Source organism: Ewingella americana, assembly GCF_006438725.1.
GTDB classification, from domain to species: domain Bacteria; phylum Pseudomonadota; class Gammaproteobacteria; order Enterobacterales; family Enterobacteriaceae; genus Ewingella; species Ewingella americana_A.
This window is the reverse complement of the sequence record NZ_RCZD01000006.1, coordinates 163,557-183,845: the sequence shown is the minus strand read 5'-3', so window position 1 is coordinate 183,845 and position 20,289 is coordinate 163,557. Positions and strand designations below refer to the sequence as shown.

General features: G+C 54.8%; 22 protein-coding genes. 7 read left to right on the top strand and 15 right to left on the bottom strand.

What is annotated here, in order from left to right; genetic code table 11:
- The first annotated feature begins 99 nt into the window (after window positions 1-99).
- From EAH77_RS13135 to EAH77_RS13125, 3 genes are read left to right on the top strand one after another with little or no spacing between them, the layout of a single operon-like run.
- Window positions 100-1,071, top strand: coding sequence for an HlyD family secretion protein (locus tag EAH77_RS13135; RefSeq protein WP_140473265.1), 972 nt, complete (start codon window positions 100-102; stop codon window positions 1,069-1,071).
- A 5-nt stretch (window positions 1,072-1,076) separates the two neighbouring features.
- Complete coding sequence (locus tag EAH77_RS13130; RefSeq protein ID WP_140473363.1) at window positions 1,077-2,225, top strand: ABC transporter permease; 1,149 nt, start codon at window positions 1,077-1,079, stop codon at window positions 2,223-2,225.
- Window positions 2,226-2,239: 14 nt separating this feature from the next.
- Entirely contained in the window at window positions 2,240-3,391 is a 1,152-nt protein-coding gene (locus EAH77_RS13125) for an ABC transporter permease (protein WP_194150514.1), read from the top strand.
- Between the two features lie 82 nt (window positions 3,392-3,473).
- Here the strand turns inward: EAH77_RS13125 and EAH77_RS13120 are convergent, their stop codons facing one another.
- Both EAH77_RS13120 and ubiU read right to left on the bottom strand, forming a co-directional pair.
- Window positions 3,474-4,352: a U32 family peptidase gene (locus tag EAH77_RS13120; protein ID WP_140473263.1), complete on the bottom strand. Its 879-nt coding sequence runs from the start codon at window positions 4,350-4,352 to the stop codon at window positions 3,474-3,476.
- Between the two features lie 14 nt (window positions 4,353-4,366).
- The gene (ubiU, locus tag EAH77_RS13115) at window positions 4,367-5,362 is read right to left on the bottom strand and encodes a ubiquinone anaerobic biosynthesis protein UbiU (protein WP_140473262.1); all 996 of its coding nucleotides are present in this window, start codon (window positions 5,360-5,362) and stop codon (window positions 4,367-4,369) included.
- A gap of 314 nt (window positions 5,363-5,676) precedes the next feature.
- Between ubiU and ubiT the strand changes: the two genes are divergently transcribed.
- Window positions 5,677-6,198: a ubiquinone anaerobic biosynthesis accessory factor UbiT gene (ubiT, locus tag EAH77_RS13110; protein WP_140473261.1), complete on the top strand. Its 522-nt coding sequence runs from the start codon at window positions 5,677-5,679 to the stop codon at window positions 6,196-6,198.
- A complete protein-coding gene (locus tag EAH77_RS13105) occupies window positions 6,192-6,695 on the top strand; it encodes a GNAT family N-acetyltransferase (protein ID WP_140473260.1) in 504 nt (167 codons plus the stop codon). Before ubiT ends, EAH77_RS13105 begins: the two co-directional genes overlap by 7 nt.
- 272 nt (window positions 6,696-6,967) lie before the next feature.
- On the opposite strand, the gene potE is transcribed toward EAH77_RS13105, so the two are convergent.
- The 4 genes from potE to EAH77_RS13085 form a co-directional block, all read right to left on the bottom strand.
- A complete protein-coding gene (potE, locus tag EAH77_RS13100) occupies window positions 6,968-8,284 on the bottom strand; it encodes a putrescine-ornithine antiporter (RefSeq protein WP_140473259.1) in 1,317 nt (438 codons plus the stop codon).
- 65 nt (window positions 8,285-8,349) lie between these two features.
- The gene (gene speF, locus EAH77_RS13095; RefSeq protein ID WP_140473258.1) at window positions 8,350-10,512 is read right to left on the bottom strand and encodes an ornithine decarboxylase SpeF; all 2,163 of its coding nucleotides are present in this window, start codon (window positions 10,510-10,512) and stop codon (window positions 8,350-8,352) included.
- Window positions 10,513-10,793: 281 nt separating this feature from the next.
- Window positions 10,794-10,844, bottom strand: a complete 51-nt coding sequence (locus tag EAH77_RS25820; protein ID WP_431306769.1) for a hypothetical protein — start codon at window positions 10,842-10,844, stop codon at window positions 10,794-10,796.
- 490 nt (window positions 10,845-11,334) lie between these two features.
- The gene (locus EAH77_RS13085; RefSeq protein ID WP_140473256.1) at window positions 11,335-11,646 is read right to left on the bottom strand and encodes a GIY-YIG nuclease family protein; all 312 of its coding nucleotides are present in this window, start codon (window positions 11,644-11,646) and stop codon (window positions 11,335-11,337) included.
- A 92-nt stretch (window positions 11,647-11,738) separates the two neighbouring features.
- On the opposite strand from EAH77_RS13085, the gene EAH77_RS13080 reads away from it, so the two are divergent.
- Together EAH77_RS13080 and EAH77_RS13075 are read left to right on the top strand one after the other, a co-directional pair.
- The gene (locus EAH77_RS13080) at window positions 11,739-12,176 is read left to right on the top strand and encodes a YhbP family protein (protein ID WP_140473255.1); all 438 of its coding nucleotides are present in this window, start codon (window positions 11,739-11,741) and stop codon (window positions 12,174-12,176) included.
- 107 nt (window positions 12,177-12,283) lie between these two features.
- Window positions 12,284-12,922 (top strand): hypothetical protein, encoded by a 639-nt coding sequence (locus EAH77_RS13075; protein WP_140473254.1) that lies wholly within the window; start codon window positions 12,284-12,286, stop codon window positions 12,920-12,922.
- Window positions 12,923-12,932: 10 nt separating this feature from the next.
- Here EAH77_RS13075 and phnP read toward each other — a convergent pair whose 3' ends face one another.
- The 9 genes from phnP to phnH form a co-directional block, all read right to left on the bottom strand.
- Window positions 12,933-13,685, bottom strand: coding sequence for a phosphonate metabolism protein PhnP (phnP, locus tag EAH77_RS13070; RefSeq protein ID WP_140473253.1), 753 nt, complete (start codon window positions 13,683-13,685; stop codon window positions 12,933-12,935).
- 32 nt (window positions 13,686-13,717) lie between these two features.
- Window positions 13,718-14,359, bottom strand: coding sequence for a DapH/DapD/GlmU-related protein (locus EAH77_RS13065; protein WP_140473252.1), 642 nt, complete (start codon window positions 14,357-14,359; stop codon window positions 13,718-13,720).
- Window positions 14,352-14,942, bottom strand: a complete 591-nt coding sequence (phnN, locus tag EAH77_RS13060; protein WP_140473362.1) for a ribose 1,5-bisphosphokinase — start codon at window positions 14,940-14,942, stop codon at window positions 14,352-14,354. The genes EAH77_RS13065 and phnN overlap by 8 nt, the downstream gene beginning before the upstream one ends.
- Before the next feature lie 150 nt (window positions 14,943-15,092).
- Window positions 15,093-16,229: an alpha-D-ribose 1-methylphosphonate 5-triphosphate diphosphatase gene (gene phnM / locus EAH77_RS13055; RefSeq protein WP_140473251.1), complete on the bottom strand. Its 1,137-nt coding sequence runs from the start codon at window positions 16,227-16,229 to the stop codon at window positions 15,093-15,095.
- On the bottom strand, window positions 16,226-16,936 hold the full coding sequence (gene phnL, locus EAH77_RS13050) for a phosphonate C-P lyase system protein PhnL (protein WP_140473250.1): 711 nt from the start codon (window positions 16,934-16,936) through the stop codon (window positions 16,226-16,228). Before phnL ends, phnM begins: the two co-directional genes overlap by 4 nt.
- A 19-nt stretch (window positions 16,937-16,955) precedes the next feature.
- On the bottom strand, window positions 16,956-17,747 hold the full coding sequence (gene phnK / locus EAH77_RS13045) for a phosphonate C-P lyase system protein PhnK (protein WP_140473249.1): 792 nt from the start codon (window positions 17,745-17,747) through the stop codon (window positions 16,956-16,958).
- Window positions 17,747-18,622 carry an alpha-D-ribose 1-methylphosphonate 5-phosphate C-P-lyase PhnJ gene (locus EAH77_RS13040; RefSeq protein WP_140473248.1) on the bottom strand — a complete coding sequence of 292 codons (876 nt, stop codon included), beginning with the start codon at window positions 18,620-18,622 and terminating at the stop codon, window positions 17,747-17,749. The genes phnK and EAH77_RS13040 overlap by 1 nt, the downstream gene beginning before the upstream one ends.
- A complete protein-coding gene (locus tag EAH77_RS13035) occupies window positions 18,609-19,706 on the bottom strand; it encodes a carbon-phosphorus lyase complex subunit PhnI (protein WP_140473247.1) in 1,098 nt (365 codons plus the stop codon). Before EAH77_RS13035 ends, EAH77_RS13040 begins: the two co-directional genes overlap by 14 nt.
- Window positions 19,706-20,287, bottom strand: a complete 582-nt coding sequence (gene phnH, locus EAH77_RS13030) for a phosphonate C-P lyase system protein PhnH (RefSeq protein WP_140473246.1) — start codon at window positions 20,285-20,287, stop codon at window positions 19,706-19,708. Before phnH ends, EAH77_RS13035 begins: the two co-directional genes overlap by 1 nt.
- Between the last annotated feature and the right edge of the window lie 2 nt (window positions 20,288-20,289).

Sequence of the window (20,289 nt, the reverse complement as noted above, 5' to 3'; positions counted from 1 at the left end):
CCAGGGATCCGGCCGATGGAAAAGGAAACGCCAACGATCCGCACCGATCCCCGGTCTGGCTGAGGTCTGCCGCTGGCAGTCACAAAGGAAGTTAACTCCATGAGTAAAAGAATGTTGCTGACCCTGCTGCTGGTCGCGGTGGCTATTTCACTGGCGGTACTTTTTCGCGCCGGTAACCAGGATCTCTTATTGCAGGGCGAAGTGGATGCCCCTGAAGTTATCGTGGCCTCCAAAGCCAAAGGCCGGGTGATTGAGCGCCACGTCGAACGCGGCGATGACGTCAAAACCGGACAACTTTTGATCACCCTCGACAGCCCCGAACTGATGGCGCAGTTACGTGCGCTGGAAGCTGCCCGTGATCAGGCCAAAGCACAGCTGGATTTATCGGTGAACGGCACCCGCGAAGAGAGCATCCGCAATCTGAAGGCCACGCTGGCGCAGGCGCAGGCGGAGTACATCAACGCTCGCGATCTCTATAACCGTAACGCCAAAGTGGCGGCCAAAGGCTTTATTTCGGCGTCAGATTTAGAAGACGCACGCCGCGCACGCGACAGCGCCTACCAGCAGGTCTTAGTGGCGAAAGCCAACCTGGATGAAGGTATCAACGGTGATCGCGTTGAACAGCGTGAAAACTATGCCGCCCAGTTACGTCAGGCCGAAGAGGATCTGCTGGAAGTCAAAGCACAGACGGATGACCTGCTGGTCAAGGCGCCAGTCGATGGCGAAGTGGGTCCGATCCCCGTCGAAGTGGGCGAACTGCAAAATGCCGGTAGCCCATTACTGACCTTGATCCGCCTGCGGGATGCCTATTTTGTTTTTAACCTGCGGGAAAATATTCTGGCCGGTGTGCATAAGGGTGACAAAATTCAGATCCGCGTCCCGGCGTTGAATAACCAAATGATTGATGCCGAAGTGCGCTACATCGCCCCGCTTGGGGATTACGCCACCAAGCGCGCCACTCGTGCCACCGGCGATTTTGACCTGAAAACCTTTGAAGTTCGCCTCTATCCGGCAAAACCTATTCCTAACCTAAGGCAGGGAATGAGCGCCCTGTGGAACTGGAAAGAGTAGTGGCGATGCTCCGGGTAAAAGCCGGCTGGCGTTGCTTCTCGCGTTCTTTCACCCGCGAAACGCGCCATGCCTTTCGTAAACCGGTGATCCACTGGCTGGGCTGGATATTTCCGCTGCTGCTGTTTGTACTCATCAGCAGCAACTTCTCCGAAGGAACATTGCTGGACCTGCCGGTGTCGGTAGTGGATAACGATCATAGTACTTTATCGAAAACGCTGACCCGTAACCTCGACGCCGGTTCGCATGCGCACGTTCAGGCCTTTGATGATGGCTTGCCGCAAGCCGAGCACCGGCTGCGTACCGCTCAGGATTACGCACTGCTCTACATTCCGCCAGACTTCGAAGCCGATGCGCTCTCAGGCAAGCAGCCAAGTGTCGTGCTTTATTACAACGCGCTTTTTTACGGAGCCGGGCTTTACTCCACGCAGGACTTCAGCGGGCTTATCACTGAACTCAACACCCAATATCGTTCGATCATTGCTAATGAAATCGGTAAAACCGTGCCGCCTCTGGCCAGCGTCGAGCTCTCTTATGGCAGTCTGTTCAACGCCAGTGGCAGCTACATTTACTACCAGCAATTCGCCGCCACCATTCACCTGATCCAGCTGTTTACTGTCACCTGCATGATCTACGTGATGGCCCGCAGCCAGTCACTGATCGGTGCACCTTCCTTCACTTTTGCCCTGTTGGGAAAACTGGCGCCTTATACGCTGTGCTTTACCACCTTGCTGATGGTGGAAATCGCCATGCTGGTTGGCTTCTTCGATGCGCGGGTCAGCGGTAATCCGTTATTTATGGTGCTGATCGGTTTCTTTTATGTGATTTCAGCGCAGAGCATCGGCCTGCTGCTGTTTACCTTCACCAGCACCACCATCACGGCGTATACCATGATGGGGATCTTCGTCAGTATCGCACTGACCTTCTCGGGGATGGCGGTGCCTGAACTTTCCATGCCATGGCCTGCCCGTATTATCTCCAATATCGAACCCCTGACGCACGCCTTGTACGCCATGTTCGACATCTTCCTGCGGCAGGTTCCGGCCAGCGCCATCTTCAGCGTGTGTGCCATTTTGTTGGTTTACCCGCTGATCACCGGTCTGCTGGTGCATAAGCGCTTATACCTGCGCCTGAAAAAACAGGAGCCGGGAAAATGACCACGCGCCAATGGTTGCGGACCTACTGGAAAACTTTCACCAAAGTCCTGACCGGTATGCTCGATAAGCCGATGTGGATGATGCTTTTGCTCTCGCTTTGCGTCATGAGTACGGTGTACGCCAACCGCACTGTGTGGGATTTACCGGTGGCGGTAGTCGATCAGGACCACAGCAGCGCCAGCCGTCTGCTGACCCGTCAGTTGGATGCCACGCCGAAAATCAAAATCAACAGCTACGACAGCGTCGAAGAGGCCCAGCGGGATCTCGCATGGCGTAAGCTGTTTGCGGTGATCATCATGCCGGTGGATCTCGAGAAGAAGATCCTCGCCGGGCAGGATATCGTGATCCCGGTGTACGGCGATGCCACCAACCGGCTGGCGAACGGGCAGATTGAGCAGGACGTCGTCGCGGCCTATCAGTCGATCCTCACCCAATACAACACAGAATTACTGATGCACAGCGGCTTTACCGCCAAACAGGCCAGCGTGCTACTCACCCCGATCGTCGGCCAAACGCTGGATCTGTTTAACCCAGGCATCAGCTTTGCGGCGATCATTTTCCCCGGCCTGTTGGTCATGTTGTTGCAGCATTCCCTGTTGATCGCCAGCGTGCGCGTCAACATTACGCTCAACAGTGCGCCTGACGGTAAACCGGCGATCCCGGTGTTTCTCGGCGGGTTATCCGCCCTGATCCCCATCTGGCTTTTTCTGTCGATCGTCCTGTTTGTGCTCTGGCCGTGGGTTCTGGGTTACCGGCAAACCGCCAGTATTCCCGAGATCATCATGCTGACATTTCCGTTCCTGCTGGCGGTACTCGGGTTGGGGAAGCTGGTCACCGAGTGCCTGCGCAGCGTGGAGATGATCTACCTGACGCTCTCCTTTATTACCATGCCGGTATTCTATATTTCAGGGACCATTTGGCCCCTGCAAGCTATGCCAACCTGGGTGCGGGGCATCTCATCCATGCTGCCTTCAACCTGGGCGACCAAAGCTATCGCCGGGGTGAATCAGATGGGGCTGCCATTTAGCGAAGTGGGTAGCGATATGCTGATGTTGTTGCTGCTGGGGGCGGTTTATACGGTGCTGGGAATTGGGTTGGGAATACTGCGTGATAGCGGACGGTTACGCACTCTGCTGCACCGCAAAAAACCGCTGAAGAATGATTAATGATGTTTGGCGGATAGAAATAAAACAGGCGCGAAATCCGCGCCTGAACAATATATTCACTGCCGTACAGGCAGCTTAGACATTACTTCACCAGCTCCAGGCCGGCGACCCGCTGCCAGTAACCGTTGCAGTCAGCCTTATCTGTCAGACTTACCGGTGTTAAACCACACTCATTGGCGCGGAATGTCTCCAGCATCTTCAACGTCTCCTGGCTTTCCGGCGACAGCCGCACAATATCCACCAGCCCTTCCATCGACGTCAGCTCATTGCCGAGGTTGTAGCAATAACCGCTCTGGGTCTGAATGCCGTTGAGCACAAATACTTGCTGGTTCTCCTGCGACAGCACCTTGCGGCCCTGCGGATACTTGATGCAGCAGGTTTCGCAATCGTCTTTCGCCTTATCCTCCGAACGTGCGGTAAAGCAGCGGGCAGAGTAGGCCAGCGGCAGATGGCCGTAGGAGAGTACCTCGACTTCGAACTTATCGCGGATACCCAGCTCTTCGCACTGTTTGAGCAGATTCATCAGCCAGTCACGGGACAGTTCAACCGGCATACACCAGCGCGTCATGCCCTGTTTTTGCAGGATCTTCAGCGTCACCGCGTTATAGCAGTTGAGCGCATGGCCGACGACAAACGGCAGCTTGCGCTCCGCCGCCATATTCACCGCACCAAAATCATTGGCTTCGATGAGAAACTCGCCGTTCTCGACGTACCGTTTCAGCTCATTGAGTTCGGACGGCGCCTGCAACAACGCCAGCGTAGAGAGCACCACTTGTTTGCCGCTGGCGGCCAGCTGACGGGCGATCTCCATCCAGTCATTAACCTTCATTTCGCGCCGTTTAGTACAGACATTTTCCCCGAGATAAATCACCTCGGCGCTGCTGCTGGCCGCGGCCTGATAAAACGCCTCAACTTCCGCTTTTGGCCAGTAGTAGAGAATGGCCCCTAAAGAATATTTCATCATTTTCCCTGCGATCACTGCCATTTACGATGGTACGCGCCAAGCGTAGTTTGCGTACCTTCCGACATGGAACCCAACTGCTTCATCCACTCTGCATCGGTGGTGAAGCCCTGCGGATCGGCCTTGCAGCGGTCAATAGCGGCGCGCCAGACGCGTGTGACCTGGCTGACATAGGCCGGGCTGCGCTGACGCCCCTCGATTTTCACCGAGGCAATATTGGCGGCGAACAGCTCCGGTAACAGCTCCAGCGTGTTCAGGCTGGTGGGTTCTTCCAGCGCGTGATACTTCGCGCCATCGACCAGATAACGGCCTTTGCACAGCGTCGGATACCCGGCATTTTCGCCTTCATCATAACGGTCTATCAGCACGTCATTAAGGCGCGATTCCATCCCCTGCGGCGTTTGCTGCCAGCGCACAAACCGCGCCGGAGAGCAGGCACCGACCGTATTTGGCGACTCACCGGTCAGATAAGAGGAGAGATAGCAGCGGCCTTCGGCCATGATGCACAGACTGCCAAACGCAAACACTTCCAGCGGAACCACGCTGCTGCGCGCCAACTGGCGCACCTGATGCATCGACAGTACGCGCGGCAGCACCACGCGAGAGACATCAAAATTGCGCTGATAAAATCGTATGGCTTCGTCATTTGTCGCAGAGGCCTGCACCGAGACATGGCGCTCGACGTGCGGATAGCGGGTGGCGGCGTAATCAAGCATCGCAATATCAGCGAGGATCAGCACATCGGCCCCGAGCTGCGCGGCCATATCTACCGCACGCTCCCAACGCTGATAGCCGTCAGGGTGCGCAAAGGTATTAATGGCAATATGCAGTTTGCGGCGGTGGCGATGGACATAACTGGCCGCCTCCTGCAATTTCTTCTCAGTAAAGTTCAGACCGGCAAAGTGGCGGGCGTTGGTGTCATCTTTTAAACCGATATAAACCGCATCGGCACCGTTATCAATTGCCGCTTTTAACGCAGGCAAATTGCCCGCCGGGCAAAGTAGCTCCATCGTCTGTTCCTGGCTTTAACCGGCAGTCACTGCACCGGCAAGAATGAAAAGGGAAGTATCCGCTGACGTAAATCATTCATCAGGGAGCGTTTTACAGGCTGACCATTTTAGAGAAGCTATGAATGCAATATTTTGATTTGAGGCAGTTTCTGCCGAGTTGATCGCTGTACGCTTTCGCGGAGTGTTGTGTGTGATTTCTTTCTGTTGCAGTATTTATTGATGCAGGCCGCTGAACTAAACGGACGATGTGGCAAAATAGAGCGCATATCGTAACCGAATCAGTTTGTGAAAAGTTACCGAAAGGAGTAGTGCCAGTGTTGCAACAACTACGAGCACGTATGGTGCGTCAGGGGCCATCCCTGCTGAGTGTGCCATTAAAATTCACGCCTTTTGCACTACAGCGACAGGTTTTGCAGCAAGTGCTGAGCTGGCAGTTCCGTCAGGCGCTGGCCGAAGGCGAACTGGACTTCCTCGAAGACCGCTGGTTAAAAATCGAGGTGAGCGATCTTAACCTTAGCTGGTTGATGACCGTCGAAGAGGGCAAACTGAAGATTCGAGAGCACGGTGAAGCGGACGTCAGCTTCAGCGGCAACGCTAATGACCTGGTGCTGATCGCCGCCCGTAAACAAGATCCCGACACCTTATTCTTCCAACGTCGCCTGCGCATTGAAGGCGACACTGAACTTGGCCTGAACGTGAAGAACCTGATGGATGCCATTGATCTCGACAGCATGCCGGTTCTGCTGAAAAGCGGCCTGATGCGTCTGGCAGACTTTATCGAAGCCGGTTTACAAGAGGACCGTGAGCCTGTGGCTCCGGTAGCGCAGACATGCTAATTCGTACTGAAATCCCTATTGATGCTGCGGGTATCGACCGTTTATTGCGCAGTGCGTTTCCGAGTGGCGATGAAGCCGATCTGGTCAAAGAGCTGCGTGAAGACGGGTTGCTGACGCTTGGCGTGGTGGCGACGGATGATGAAGGAAGCGTTGTCGGTTACGTCGCATTTTGCCCGGTGGATATCAAAGGCGAAGACCGCAACTGGGTCGGGCTGGCACCGTTGGCCGTAGACGAATCCCTGCGCCGTCAGGGGCTGGGTGAGAAGCTTATCTACGAAGGGCTGGATTCACTGAATGAATTTGGTTACGCCGCCGTGGTTGTGCTCGGTGACCCGGCCTACTACGGCCGTTTCGGCTTCAAACCCGCCGCCGCCCACGATCTCCACTGCCGCTGGCCGGGCACCGAAGCCGCTTTCCAGCTCTACACCCTGGCCGAAGATGCCCTGACTGACGCCCACGGCGAAGTCACTTTCCCGGCAGCATTTAACCGGTTCTGATTTTAGCTTCACCCATAAAACCTAAGCGGAGATCTCTCCGCTTTTTTTGTCGCCAGTGTTCCGCCGTGCGAACCCTCCTTTTCTCACCAGCATTAACTCATTGATATTCATAGAGAGCAATTTCTGCCTGAAAAAAAGGTCTATCCACTAAAACCATCGCAGGACTTTAATAACGCAGGGGATAAGCGTATTTTCCAGCGGTTCACTGCCGTACAGGCAGCTTCTTAGATATACCTGTTTAAAGGCGGACATTACGTCCGCCTGGGGGGTTATCAACCTTTCTTTTCCAGCATTTCAAATCGTGGTGAAACAATCCCATACAGCGACCAACCGAGGAAGGTGGCGAGCGCGCCCCACATCATGGCTTCCTGGCCGGAACTGTAGAGTGCGTAGAAACTGTAGAGTGCGCCAATTCCCGCAATCACGTTAGCAATGCGCGCTTTGTTGACGGGCACGTTGGCGACTTTCTGAATAATCACCAGCGCCGCCATCGACAGAATATAAGGGATGATATTCGTGACGACCGCGAGGTTAACTAATACGTTGAACTGTTTGTTGAGCGACGGGCTGATGGTCATCAGCGTCATGCCACTCTGGATAACCACGATGGTCAGCATGCCTTTCACCGGGGCATCGGCTTTATTCAATTTTGAGAAGATTTTCGGGAAGAAGCCGCTGTCGGCAGAGGATTTAAACACCTGCGCAATAGTGAACTGCCAACCCAGCAGTGAACCGACGCAGGACATAATCATCAGCGCCATGATGACTTTACCCACCGTTGGGTTAAACATATGTGAGAACGCCAGGCCGAACGGGGCGGTGGAGTTGGCCAAATCCATATTGGGTACAATCCCGGCGATGACGTTGGTCGAAATAATGTAGATCACGGCTGCACCCAGAGTACCGCCGAGCACCGCAATAGGTACGTTGCGCTCAGGGTTTTCTACCACTTCAGTATTGGCACAGGCGGACTCCAGACCCAGGAAGGCCCATAACGTCATCGAAATTGAGGAGCCGATAGCTTCAAAAGTCGGTACCGCATGGGGGTTCCAGGCAGCCATATAGGCTTCGCCGCTGAACCAGTACCAGCCGATGACCGAAATGCCGAGTACCGGGATAATCACCCCCCAGACAGTGATGGTACTGATTTGGCCAGTGACGCGCGCCCCACCGAAGTTGGCGACTGTGGCTACCCACAGCACGGCGATGGTCGCAATACTGATTCCCAGAGGCGTCAGGGCAACGCCAAACAACTCCGTACCGTAACCGACGGCGGAAATAGCGATGGCAATATTGGCGATCAGCAAGGAAACGCCATAGGTATAGTTGGCCATAAAGTTGCCGGACTTGCCGAAGGCATATTCAGCGTAACCTCCCATGCCGCCGGTTTTGCGGTTGAACATGCCACATTTGGCAAACGCATAGGCCAGTGCCATGGATCCCACGGCGGTGACCAGCCAGGAAATAATAGAAATAGTGCCGACTTCAGCCAGTTTGGTTGGCAGCATAATTATGCCGGAACCCATCATATTCACTGCGGTGAGGATCGTTAATTGCATGACCCCCATTTTATTATTTGCTTTACTCATGATCATTCTCACTTTTTATAATGTGATCTTACTGGCGGAGAACTCTCCACCAGTAACATGTTTAATTAAGCTTTAATGACATAGCCGTAAGCGCGATTCCAGCCGTCTTCATCCTTCTGGATATATACACCTTGTAATTCAGGCGCAAAGCCGGGCAGTAAGTTGATACCCTCTTCCAGCGCCAGGAAATAGCGTTGGGCAGCACCTCCCCAAATTTCACCCGGAACAACACATAACACACCCGGAGGATAAGGTAATGCGCCTTCGGCGGCGATCCTGCCCTCGGCTTTGGCCAGAGAAACCAATTCAACCTTACCGCGAATAAACTGGGTATTGGCATCTTGCGGATTCATGGCAACACGTGGGAAATATTTCTTGCGGAACATCTCTTTTTGTAATTCTTTAACATCATAGCTGACATACAAGTCATGCATTTCCTGGCAAAGTTGGCGCAAAGTATAATTTTCGTAACGCTGCTGATTGCTTTTATAAACAGCAGGCAGGACTTCACTGAGCAGTGAATCTTGTTCAATGTGTTGTTCGAAGCGGGCTATTAATGCCACCAGGTGTTGCATCTTGGCAATATCTTCCGCGGGTGTGAGCAGGAAAAGAATCGAGTTCAGGTCACACTTCTCAGGAACAATGCCGTTTTCCCGCAGATAATTAGCCAGAATGGTTGCCGGAATACCGAATTCAGTATATTCGCCATTCTCGGTATTAATTCCTGGGGTGGTAAGCAGTAATTTACAAGGATCGACAAAATACTGGGACTCGGCATAACCTTCAAAAGCATGCCATTTTTCACCCGGAATAAAATTAAAGAAACGCAGATCCTGAGCCATCAGTTCGGTGTCATACGATTGCCACGGTTTGCCATCAACCATGTCAGGAACGAAGGGTTTGATTAGCGAACAGGTTGCCATCAGCATCTTGCGGGCTTCAATACCGACGCGGACACACTCTTTCCAAAGACGCTGGCCACTTTTGCCTTCATGCATTTTGGCGTTAACATCCAGTGCGGCAAACAACGGGTAGAACGGGCTGGTGGAGGCGTGCATCATAAAGGCATTATTGAAGCGCTTATGGTTACAATAGCGGTCCTGACCTTTGATATGCTTATCTTTTTTATGGATTTGCGATGTCTGTGAGAAACCAGCCTGCTGTTTGTGCACGGACTGGGTGACGATAATACCAGGGTCGTTCTCGTTCAATTCCAGCAGCAGCGGCGAGCACTCTTTCATCATAGGAATAAACTGTTCATAGCCGACCCAGGCGGAATCAAACAGAATGTAATCACAGAGATGGCCGATTTTATCCACTACCTGACGGGCGTTATAAATCGTGCCGTCATAGGTGCCTAACTGAATAATGGCCAAACGGAAAGGGCGTTTCTCGTGGGCACGTTCAGGCGCCACTTCACTGATTTGCTGGCGTAAATACTTCTCTTCAAAACAGTGGGCGTCAATGCCACCGATAAAGCCAAACGGGTTGCGCGCCGTTTCCAGATAGACCGGCGTAGCACCTGCCTGGATCAGTGCACCATGGTGGTTGGACTTATGGTTATTGCGGTCGAACAGCACCAAATCGTCACGGCTCAGCAGGGCGTTGCAGACCACCTTATTTGAGGCTGAAGTGCCGTTGAGCACAAAATAGGTTTTATCCGCATTAAACACTTTGGCTGCATGCTTTTGTGCATCACAGGGTGCGCCTTCGTGAATCAGTAAGTCGCCGAGTTTGACGTCGGCATTGCACATATCTGAACGGAAGATGTTCTCACCAAAGAAGTCAAAGAACTGGCGGCCCGCCGGGTGTTTACGGAAGAATTCACCCCCCTGATGGCCCGGACAGGCGAACGTGGCGTTGCCCATTTCGACATAGCGGGTCAGGGTATTAAAGAACGGCGGTAATAATTCACTTTCATATTTCACCGCTGCCGCTTCCAGCTGTTTACCGTAAAACTGAGTATTTTTGCCGCAGAGTTCAAATACGCCATGCAATGCAGGCAGCGCAGTATTATCTAATGATTCTTCACAGCAGACGGCCACAAATAACGGGATGTTCAGACCCATCTCTTCTATTTGTTTGATCATGCCCTGTTCAACATCCGCGACCGACATCACTACCGCAGCAATATCATTAAAATCTGTGTGCTGGATATCCACTATCTCGCGGGAAGTTTCAAAGCACTCATATGTATTGGTATTGGCGGCAATTTTTAATTTTTTCATTTCTCTTACTCTTTAGACAAAACGATCCCCCGGCAATTATTTATTTGCCGTGAAATGTTTATTTAAATAAACATGTGCGAATACGCAGCAATGCCCGATGAGCATGACTCGATTCTGTGTTTGTTTTTAGCGTTGTTGCGTATTGTTATCCGGGAGGTCAATCATTCCTACGGCTATTGTCATTTTACGGGCGAGAATAAACCGTCAATAAATGACAAGTGCTAATTTTTGATTGGCCGGATAACGTTCGTTATACGCAATAAGAGCGTAAGAGGAGGGGGTTACTTGTGGTTAAAGAAAGCAAAGCTAAAGCAGCTGCGATGAGCCATCATCATAAGATGCGTTGTGCGGCGTATATGCGCCATTTTTCGATTGTTGTTTTCCATTACTGGTCCACCTTCGTCTTAAAAGATGGCGGTATATTAGTCTTTAAAATGACTAATAACGTGACAAATATCAAAAATATTCATTTCTTGATAAATCTTTATTCACTGATTATGCAAGATAGTGAATAGAAACTGACTATTTAGGGATTGGTCGTGTGAACAAAATGCTGCCAATAATGAGCTGGGATTATTATTATTTGCCTTAAGTTCAATGGTCTGGAAAGGGTTAAAATAAAATCCGTTGAAGAACATCGAGTAAAACCAGTGGTTGTTGCGGTTATGTTATTTGCTGATAACGGCGGGGTGAATAAATAATCATTTATAGCAGGTAAATATCCATTTTAAAAACCACCCCTGGTTAGCACTGATTGTTAATTATATTGCCCAAGCGTAACGCTGTTGACGTTTGGGCGGCGGTAAATCCGGTGAGAACCGCTCAGGTCTTGGTCGTCAGCTCGCCAAAATAGCTATCCAGGCAGGCAGGTTGCTCACTGACCAGCTTCTCTTTCTGCGCTTTGCTCAGTTTCTTCACTTTGATCTCCAGCTTTGAAGCCAGCGACCGGTTGCCCGCTGGGCAGTGAAAGGCCAGCTTCAGCTCGCCTTTTCCCCGCAATGCTTTAGCCCCTTTGCCTGCCTGATGCTCAGCCTGACGGCGTTCAACATCCGTTGTGATACCGGTATACAACATGCCGGATGACGTGCGCAGCATATATAAATACCAGGAGGTGGGTTCAGGCGTGGCGGACATATTCACTCGCAGCAGAAAAGGGGAGTGCGCAAGTTTACCTTACCGGCTTCTGGCGCGCTAAACTGACGGCAGGGAATTTTGAGGAGCAGGGCATGAATGACGCAGATGACTTACAACATATCGGCAAGTTTCTTGGCAAGAATCACCTCTTAGCGCTGTGCGCCGCCGCCGACGGTGAGATGTGGAGTGCGAACTGTTTTTACGTGGCGGACGTCAGCAGCATGACGCTGTACTTTATGACCGAACTGAAAACCCTGCATGGCACGCTGATGCAGCAGAATTCTAAAGTTGTCGGTACCATTGCGCCGCAGCCGAAAACTATCGCGCTAATCAAGGGCATCCAGTATCGGGGCGAAGCGTTCATGCTTACCGGTGACGAAGACATCACGGCGCGGCATCTGTACTGCAAACATTTCCCTATCGCTATCGCAATGAAAGCCCCGATATGGGCGCTGAAACTGAATAACATCAAGATGACGGATAACACGTTGGGCTTTGGTAAAAAACTGTTTTGGACGCGTGAAGTTTGATGAAATGGAATGACTCGCTGCCAGATAGACAGCAACAGGACATGTCTCATGGCGCGCAGGTTCGGATAAGCGAACACTGGCAGGCTGGATCAACATAAGGAAATAATATGGCAAAGGTACTTTTACTGGGGGCCAGCGGGCTGGTCGGCAGGGAGTTGCTGCGGCTTTTGCAGCAGGATGCACGCGTAAGCCGCATTATCGCCCCGAGCCGGCAGGCCTTGCCGCCACTGAGCAAATTGTTCAATCCTCAGGGCAGCGATCTCGCATCGCTGGTGGCTGAGCTGGATGAGCCGATTGATCTGTTTTTCAGCTGTCTGGGCACCACGCGCAAGCAGGCGGGCAGCGCCGATGCTTTTCGCGCGGTAGATTTTGATCTGGTGGTCAACAGTGCCAAAGCGGCGCGCAGGCATGGGGCCAAACACTGTCTGGCAGTCAGTGCCAACGGGGCAAATGCTCACTCCCGCTTTTTGTATAACCGCACCAAAGGCGAGATGGAACAAGCGCTCATCCAGCAGAAATGGCCGTTGCTGACACTGGCCCGGCCTTCGTTGTTGGTGGGTAAACGCCAGCCGCCGCGTCTGCTTGAACAACTCAGTGCACCGGTGTTCAAACTGCTGCCCGGTAAATGGAAAGCCATTGACGCGGCAGATGTTGCCAAAGCCCTGCAACAGCAGGCATTCAACGCCGGTTTAGGCGGTATTACCGTGCTTGAATCCAATCAGCTGGCCGCCATCGCCCGCGAGTGAGGTTTACCCTTTAAGACCATTCAAGCCGCAGCCCGTCATGGGCGGCGATCACGTTGGCTTCCAGCGCGTGATCCATCAACCACAGGTCAAGCTGGTGGCTGATGTGTGTCAGATAGGTTTTTTTCGGTTTGAGCTGACGGTGGATTGCCAGCGCCTGACGAATATCATTGTGATTTTTATCCGGTGTATTGCGCGGCGGGTGGCTGCAATCGAGGATCAGCGCGTCGAGTTTTACCCCGGCTAAAAATCGGGCCGTCACCCGCGGCAAACCGGCGGTGTCGGTGAGGTAGGCCACCGTCGCGCACTCTGTTTTGATCAGATAGCCGAAGGTGATTTTTGAGTGATTCAGCGGCAGCGGTATCAGTTCAAGGGTGCCGAATTTACGCGCAGTAAATGGCTGAAGCGGCGGCTGAAAATCCAGAATACCGGGGTGTTTGAACAGATCGTCGCAGCCGTTCTCGTCTGGCGGGCCATAGACCGGGATCGCATTTCCCACGCCCCAGCGTAACGGAAATAGCCCCTGGACGTGATCCATATGATAATGTGTAAGCCAAAAACGCTGAATTTCACCGGCAGTAAACTGTTGCGCTAACTCCGGCAATCCCGCATCAATTAACGTCACTTCCCCCGCATAATCGAGTTTTGCGCTGCATGGCTGGCGCCGGAAAGCCGGGTCTTTACGCGCCCGCCCGCAGGCCGTACATTCACAGCCAAAGACCGGTACCTGTTGCGCACCGCCGGTGCCGAGAAACGTCAGTTGCATGATTTTCCTTCCCGCAGTTCACCGATAGCGTGCTAGAGATATTTTTCGACAAAAAGATCCAGATCGCGAAAATCTGCCATACGCGCTTTCAGCGTCGCGTGATCCCAGTTCCACCACTGGCTGCGCTCGATCTTCTCGATCAACGCATCATCAAAACGCATGCCGATCTTTTTCGCCGCCACGCCTGCCACGATGGAGTAGGGTTCAACGTCTTTGGTCACCACGGCCGAAGTGCCAATCACCGCGCCGTTGCCCACGCTCACGCCGGGCATGATCACTGCGTTATGACCTATCCACACATCGTTGCCCACGGTGACAGGGTGCGCCCGCCGCCAGTTGAAAAACTCATTATCGTCCTCCCCCAACCCATAGGCCGAGGCGCGATAGGTAAAGTGATGCTGGGCAATGCGGTTGTAGGTTGGGTGGTTGCCGGGATTGATGCGCACATAGGTGGCGATGGAGACAAATTTACCGATGCTGGCGTAGTAAATCTGGTTATGTCCGGCGGTGTAGGAGTAGTCGCCCAACTCGCTCTCTTCGAGTATTGCATCATCAGAAATATGCACGTACTGGCCAAGGCGGGATTTAGTCATGATCACGTTGGCGCCAATGTTTGGCTCAGCAAACATTTCTTCATTATCAAACATCTGCCCTGCTTCAACCCTGTCACTCATAGCTCACCTTTTGCGATGTGATGTCGTAAATTTTGGCTGATACCGGCTGCTCCAACAGACGCAGGAAGGCGGTCAGCGTTTCATGCAGAGGGCCGTCATTGTCCAGCCGCTGACAGTGCGCGGGCAGCCCGCAGGCATATTGCGCGGCGCGCAGCAAACGGTGGTGGATCTGCTCTTGGTCTTCGCGCCCACGCTGCTGCAAACGTTGTTCTAAAACACGTTCTGAAACCTGTAAACAGACCGGCAACAGGCGCTGACCATAACGTTCAACCGCCCGTTCCAGGTGCGCCCGTGAACCGTTAACCACCACGCTGCAGCCCTGCGCCATCCAGTGGTCAATCTCAATGCCAACACCATAACGGCAGCCGTGCGCCTGCCAGTCGAGGGCGAACAGTCCCTGCTCACGGCGCTGATTGAATTCGTCATCGTGCAGTGCAATGTGGTTTTCGGCACCAGCATCGGCTGCTCGGGTGATGTAGCGGTGTGCCACCACCAGCCCGGCGGGCAGTGCGTGGCGCAGCGCATCCAGCAGGCTGTCCTTGCCGGCTCCCGACGCGCCCATCAGGTATACTAAACGACTCATCATGTCTCCATACCCTTCGTCCTTGACACTATAGCGGCGTTGGCTGCCCTCACGGACCCGAATCACTTACTGATGTAAGCGCATCGGGATCCCTTCGCTTGCCGCCTTGCTCCAGTGCCAATGCCATTGGGTAGCTAGGGTTTACGTCTATCAAAACACCTGAAGGCCCTGACGCCACACGTTCTGTACGTAATGGTGGTCACCGTGCGCACGCGCCAGCACCAGATCGGCACGTTTGCCCTCGGCAATCACGCCGCGATCGTCTAAGCGTAGCGCTTTGGCCGGATTACGCGTCACCAACCCGACGGCCTGCGGCAGGGTGAAAGCATTGCCCTCGTCCTGCGCGATACGAAACACCGCGTCCAACAGGCTGGCCGGATAATAGTCCGACGACAGAATGTCGAGAATACCCAGTGAGGCCAGATGATGCGCGGCGACATTGCCGGAATGCGAGCCGCCCCGAACGATATTGGGTGCACCCATCAGCACTTGCAGCCCAAGTGCGTGCGAGGCCCGCGCGGCTTCCTCGGTGGTCGGGAATTCGGCGATCACACTGCCGAGCGCCAGTGATTCCTCGACGTGGGCGGTGGTGGCGTCGTCATGGCTGGCGAGAGCGATTCCCAGACGGCGGCAGTGGGCGGCAATGGCCTGGCGGTTGGGCTGCGCCCAGCGGCGCGAATTCTCCACCTGCTCTGCCTGGAACACTTCCATCTGGTCATCGTTCAGGTTGTATTTGCCCTGATAATATTCGCGGTATTTCTGCGGCGTGGCGAACTGGCGCTGGCCCGGCGAATGGTCCATCAGCGAGACCAGCGACAGCACCTCGGTATCCATCAGCTTTTCAAACAACGGCAGCGTACTCTCATAAGGCAGTTCGCAGCGCAGATGCAGGCGATGCTCAGCGCGGTTTAGCCCGGCTTTCTGGCTGTTGACCACCGCGTCGATCATCTTTTGCAAATTCTCTAAACGGTGCCCGCCGTCGCGCACATCGCCGACGGCCACGGCGTCGAGCACTGTGGTGATGCCGCTGGCGACCATCAGCGCATCGTGGCTGCTCATGGCCGAGTGCGCGGGCCAGTCTACTTTCGGGCGCGGTGTGAAGAATTTGTCGAGGTTATCGGTGTGCAGCTCAATCAGACCGGGCAGCAACCAGCCGCCTTCGGCGTTCAGCGCCTGCGGCAACTGGCTGGCGGTGTCGGAGAAGGCGGTAATCATGCCGTCCTGCACTTCCAGCGAGCCTTTCACCACCTGATCTTCCAGCACCAGATTGACGTTATTGATGATCATAATGGTATCTCCGCCGAAGCTGTGGCCGGGGTCATTTCATATAAACGGTTGGCGACGCGTTCGCGCACATCCGCGTCATGGAAAATCCCGACAATCGCCGCGCCGCGGGCTTTAGCCTGTTCAATCAGCGTGACCACGGCTGCACGGTTGGTGGAGTCCAGCGAGGCAGTCGGTTCATCGAGCAGCAAAATCGGGTAGTCGACAATAAAGCCGCGGGCGATGTTTACGCGTTGCTGTTCGCCGCCGGAGAAGGTCGAGGGCGCGAGGTGCCACAGGCGTTCCGGCACGTTGAGATGCGCCAGCAGACGGCTGGCGCGGGCTTCGCATTCTGCTTTATCGGTACCAAGTTCGAGCAGCGGCTGCATCACCAGGTTCAGCGCGCTGATACGTGGGATCACCCGCAGAAACTGACTGACCCAGCCGACGCTGTGGCGGCGCACGGCGAGAATTTCCCGCGCTTCGGCACCCACCATATCAACCCACTGGCCCTGATGTTCCACCCAGATATGGCCGCTGTCAGGCAGATAATTGCCGTAAAGCGAGCGTAATAGCGTCGATTTTCCGCTGCCGGAGTGGCCGTGCAGCACCACGCACTCACCGGCGTCAACCCGCAGGCTGGCGTCGTTAAACACCGGCAGACGGGCACTGTTCTGGTTATGCAGTACAAAGGTTTTACTGAGATTTTCGACCCTGAGCTTTGTCGTCATTTTGGTCACTCTTCATCATTTAAGACAGCACGGAGGAGACTAATAATTGTGTATACGGATGATGCGGATCGTCGAGCACGCGGTCGGTTAACCCGCTTTCCACCACCTGACCCTGTTTCATTACCAGCAGGCGGTGAGCCAGCAGGCGGGCGACGCCCAAATCATGGGTGACAATCACTACCGCCAGCTGCATCTCCACCACCAGCGTGCGCAGCAGATCCAGCAGACGCGCCTGCACCGAGACGTCGAGGCCGCCGGTGGGCTCGTCCATAAACACCAGACGCGGATGGGTCACCAGATTGCGGGCGATTTGCAGGCGTTGCTGCATGCCGCCGGAGAAGGTGGTCGGCAGGTCATCAAGGCGTGACACCGGAATTTCGACATCTTCCAGCCACTGGGTGGCCTGTTGGCGGATGTTGCCGTAATTGCGTTCACCAATGGCCATCAGGCGTTCGCCAATATTGCCGCCCGCCGAGACCGAACGGCGCAGGCCGTCCATCGGGTGCTGATGCACCACACCCCAGTCGGTGCGCAGTAAGCGGCGGCGGTCGCTTTCCGGCATGTCATACAGCGACTGCGCGGGGTGCTGGCCGTTGTTATAAATGACCTGTCCCTGCTGTGGCGCCAGGCGGGCGGAAATCGACTGCAACAGCGTGGTTTTCCCCGAGCCTGATTCGCCCAAAATACCCAGTACTTCGCCTGGATAAAGATTGAATGAAACGTCGCTAAAGCCTTTGCCCGGCGCATACAGGTGGGTCAGATCGTTGACCGACAGCAGCGGTTCGCCGCTGAGTTTAAGAGGGGTATTCATCACGGTTTGGCCTTTTCCTGAAGTTCGACTTGTTGCGCGCAGAAGTCGGTGTCCGAGCAGACGAACATGCGGTTGCCGAGGTCATCGAGTACCACTTCATCCAGATAGCTGTGGTGCGAACCACAAATGGCGCACGGCTCATCCCACTGCTGCACGGTGAACGGGTGATCCTCAAAATCGAGGCTTTCCACTTTAGTGAACGGCGGCAGGGCGTAAATCCGTTTTTCACGCCCGGCCCCGAACAGCTGCAACGCGGGCATCATGTGCATTTTCGGGTTGTCGAATTTGGGGATCGGTGACGGGTCCATCACGTAGCGGTCGTTCACTTTCACCGGATAGGCGTAAGTGGTGGCGATATGGCCGAAGCGGGCGATGTCTTCATACAGCTTCACCTGCATCACGCCGTACTCTTCCAGCGCGTGCATTTTGCGGGTTTCGGTTTCACGTGGTTCGATAAAGCGCAGCGGTTCCGGGATCGGCACCTGGAAAATCAGGATCTGATCTTCCTGTAACGGCGTTTCCGGAATACGGTGACGGGTCTGGATCAGCGTCGCCTCGACGGTTTTTTCGGTGGTTTTTACCCCGGCCACGCTCTGGAAGAACTTGCGGATCGACACTGCGTTGGTGGTGTCATCGGCGCCCTGGTCGATCACTTTCAGCACGTCCTGCTGGCCGATGATGCTGGCCGTCAGCTGGATCCCGCCGGTGCCCCAGCCGTAAGGCATCGGCATTTCACGCCCGGCAAACGGTACCTGATAACCGGGGATCGCCACGGCTTTCAGAATGCCACGACGGATCATGCGTTTGGTCTGTTCGTCGAGATAACCGTGGTTATAACCCGCGATGACCGGCGCGTTGGGTTCACTGTTTTTCATGAGCGGGATCCTGTGAAGATGAGGCGTCATGCTGCTGGCGCAGGCGTTTGAGCAACTCCAGTTCAGCCTGGAAATCGACGTAATGCGGCAGTTTGAGGTGGGAAACAAAACCGGCGGCTTCGACGTTATCGGCGTGGGATAACACAAACTCTTCGTCCTGCGCCGGGCTGCTTACCTGCTCGTTGTACTCTTTGGTCTGCAACGCGCGGTCCACCAGCGACATCGACATGGCTTTGCGTTCGGCGCGGCCAAACACCAGCCCGTAGCCGCGGGTGAAGTGTGGCGGTTTGTCATCCGGCGTCACAAATCCGTTCACCATTTCGCATTCGGTCAGCAGGATTTCGCCGATATCGATCGCAAAACCCAGTTCTTCCGGCACGATCTCCACCGTCACCCAGCCGGTACGAATTTCACCGGCGAACGGATGAGTACGGCCATAGCCGCGCTGGGTGGAGTAGCTGAGCGACAGTAAAAAGCCTTCGTCGCCGCGTACCAATTGTTGCAGACGGGCGGCGCGGGAAGCGGGGTAAACCGGCGGCGTGCGGGTGATGTCTTCCGGTTCCGAGCCGTCATCTTCTTCCTGCACCGCCAGTTGCTGGCGGGTCAGCAGGTCGAAAACGTGGCTGCAATTTTCCGGCAGGGTTTCATCGGCCAGCGGCGTAAAGGGCGCTTCGCCCTCGGCCAGCAGCGCGAAATCCAGCAGGCGGTGGGTGTAGTCGTAAGTCGGGCCAAGAACCTGCCCGCCGGGCAGATCTTTGTAGACGGCGGAGATACGTCGCTCAAGGCGCATGTTTTTGGTATCCAGCGGCTGGCTGGTGGCCAGGCGCGGCAGCGTGGTGCGGTAGGCGCGCAGCAGGAAAATCGCTTCGACCAGATCCCCGCCGGACTGCTTAATCGCCAGCGCGGCCAGCTCGCGGTCATAAATCCCGCCTTCGCTCATCACGCGATCCACCGCCAGACCGAGCTGTTGTTCAATCTGTTCACAGGCGAGTTCGTTCACTTCGGGATTGCCACGGCGCTCATGCGCCAGCAACTGATGGGCGGCCGCAATGGCTTTTTCGCCCCCTTTCACGGCTACGTACATCAGCAAACCTCCACGCGGGTGGTGCGCGGCAGCGCAATCAGTTCGTCACCGCAGGTGAACATAAAGTCCAGACCCAGCGGGAAACGGTGCGGCCGGCTAAGCAGATAATTGCGTACCGCCTCTGGAAGTTTCGGGGTGATCACCCGTTCGGACTCAATACCGGGGCCGGTCAGGCGCAGCGGTGTTCCGCCGGACAAACCGTCAAGCTGCACGATGACGCTGGTCGACAGCTCCGGTGACATTTCATCGCCGCAGGGGAAAGCCATCAGCGTTGCGTTGTCGAGTGCCGGATCCGCCAGCGCAAAACTGACCGTGGACGGGTCATCCGTCAGCAGCGCGCCGGTATGAAAACGCAGATTCTTGCGCAGAATGTCGTCGTTGAGCGAGCGGCTGATCCACAGCGGTGTGTCTTGATCAATCAGGGTCAGCAGGACGCAGGCGCTGGCCGAACCGAGCGCACCAAATCCCGCCATCGCAGGCAATTTGACGCAGGTACCCGGCTCGCTCAGGGCTTTTAAAATTCGGCGGAAGCTGAACTGGGCGTCAGCCACCGGGTGTTGAAAACTGGCAACAAGTGACATGG

What these genes read in the sequence shown, in the direction of transcription:
- EAH77_RS13135 (WP_140473265.1), top strand. Translation starts at nt 100, where the DNA reads ATGAGTAAAAGAATGTTGCTGACCCTGCTGCTGGTCGCGGTGGCTATT.
- EAH77_RS13130 (WP_140473363.1), top strand. Translation starts at nt 1,077, where the DNA reads ATGCTCCGGGTAAAAGCCGGCTGGCGTTGCTTCTCGCGTTCTTTCACC.
- EAH77_RS13120 (WP_140473263.1), bottom strand. Translation starts at nt 4,352, where the DNA reads ATGAAATATTCTTTAGGGGCCATTCTCTACTACTGGCCAAAAGCGGAA.
- ubiU (WP_140473262.1), bottom strand. Translation starts at nt 5,362, where the DNA reads ATGGAGCTACTTTGCCCGGCGGGCAATTTGCCTGCGTTAAAAGCGGCA.
- EAH77_RS13105 (WP_140473260.1), top strand. Translation starts at nt 6,192, where the DNA reads ATGCTAATTCGTACTGAAATCCCTATTGATGCTGCGGGTATCGACCGT.
- potE (WP_140473259.1), bottom strand. Translation starts at nt 8,284, where the DNA reads ATGAGTAAAGCAAATAATAAAATGGGGGTCATGCAATTAACGATCCTC.
- speF (WP_140473258.1), bottom strand. Translation starts at nt 10,512, where the DNA reads ATGAAAAAATTAAAAATTGCCGCCAATACCAATACATATGAGTGCTTT.
- EAH77_RS13085 (WP_140473256.1), bottom strand. Translation starts at nt 11,646, where the DNA reads ATGTCCGCCACGCCTGAACCCACCTCCTGGTATTTATATATGCTGCGC.
- EAH77_RS13080 (WP_140473255.1), top strand. Translation starts at nt 11,739, where the DNA reads ATGAATGACGCAGATGACTTACAACATATCGGCAAGTTTCTTGGCAAG.
- EAH77_RS13075 (WP_140473254.1), top strand. Translation starts at nt 12,284, where the DNA reads ATGGCAAAGGTACTTTTACTGGGGGCCAGCGGGCTGGTCGGCAGGGAG.
- phnP (WP_140473253.1), bottom strand. Translation starts at nt 13,685, where the DNA reads ATGCAACTGACGTTTCTCGGCACCGGCGGTGCGCAACAGGTACCGGTC.
- EAH77_RS13065 (WP_140473252.1), bottom strand. Translation starts at nt 14,359, where the DNA reads ATGAGTGACAGGGTTGAAGCAGGGCAGATGTTTGATAATGAAGAAATG.
- phnN (WP_140473362.1), bottom strand. Translation starts at nt 14,942, where the DNA reads ATGAGTCGTTTAGTATACCTGATGGGCGCGTCGGGAGCCGGCAAGGAC.
- phnM (WP_140473251.1), bottom strand. Translation starts at nt 16,229, where the DNA reads ATGATCATCAATAACGTCAATCTGGTGCTGGAAGATCAGGTGGTGAAA.
- phnL (WP_140473250.1), bottom strand. Translation starts at nt 16,936, where the DNA reads ATGACGACAAAGCTCAGGGTCGAAAATCTCAGTAAAACCTTTGTACTG.
- phnK (WP_140473249.1), bottom strand. Translation starts at nt 17,747, where the DNA reads ATGAATACCCCTCTTAAACTCAGCGGCGAACCGCTGCTGTCGGTCAAC.
- EAH77_RS13040 (WP_140473248.1), bottom strand. Translation starts at nt 18,622, where the DNA reads ATGAAAAACAGTGAACCCAACGCGCCGGTCATCGCGGGTTATAACCAC.
- EAH77_RS13035 (WP_140473247.1), bottom strand. Translation starts at nt 19,706, where the DNA reads ATGTACGTAGCCGTGAAAGGGGGCGAAAAAGCCATTGCGGCCGCCCAT.
- phnH (WP_140473246.1), bottom strand. Translation starts at nt 20,287, where the DNA reads ATGTCACTTGTTGCCAGTTTTCAACACCCGGTGGCTGACGCCCAGTTC.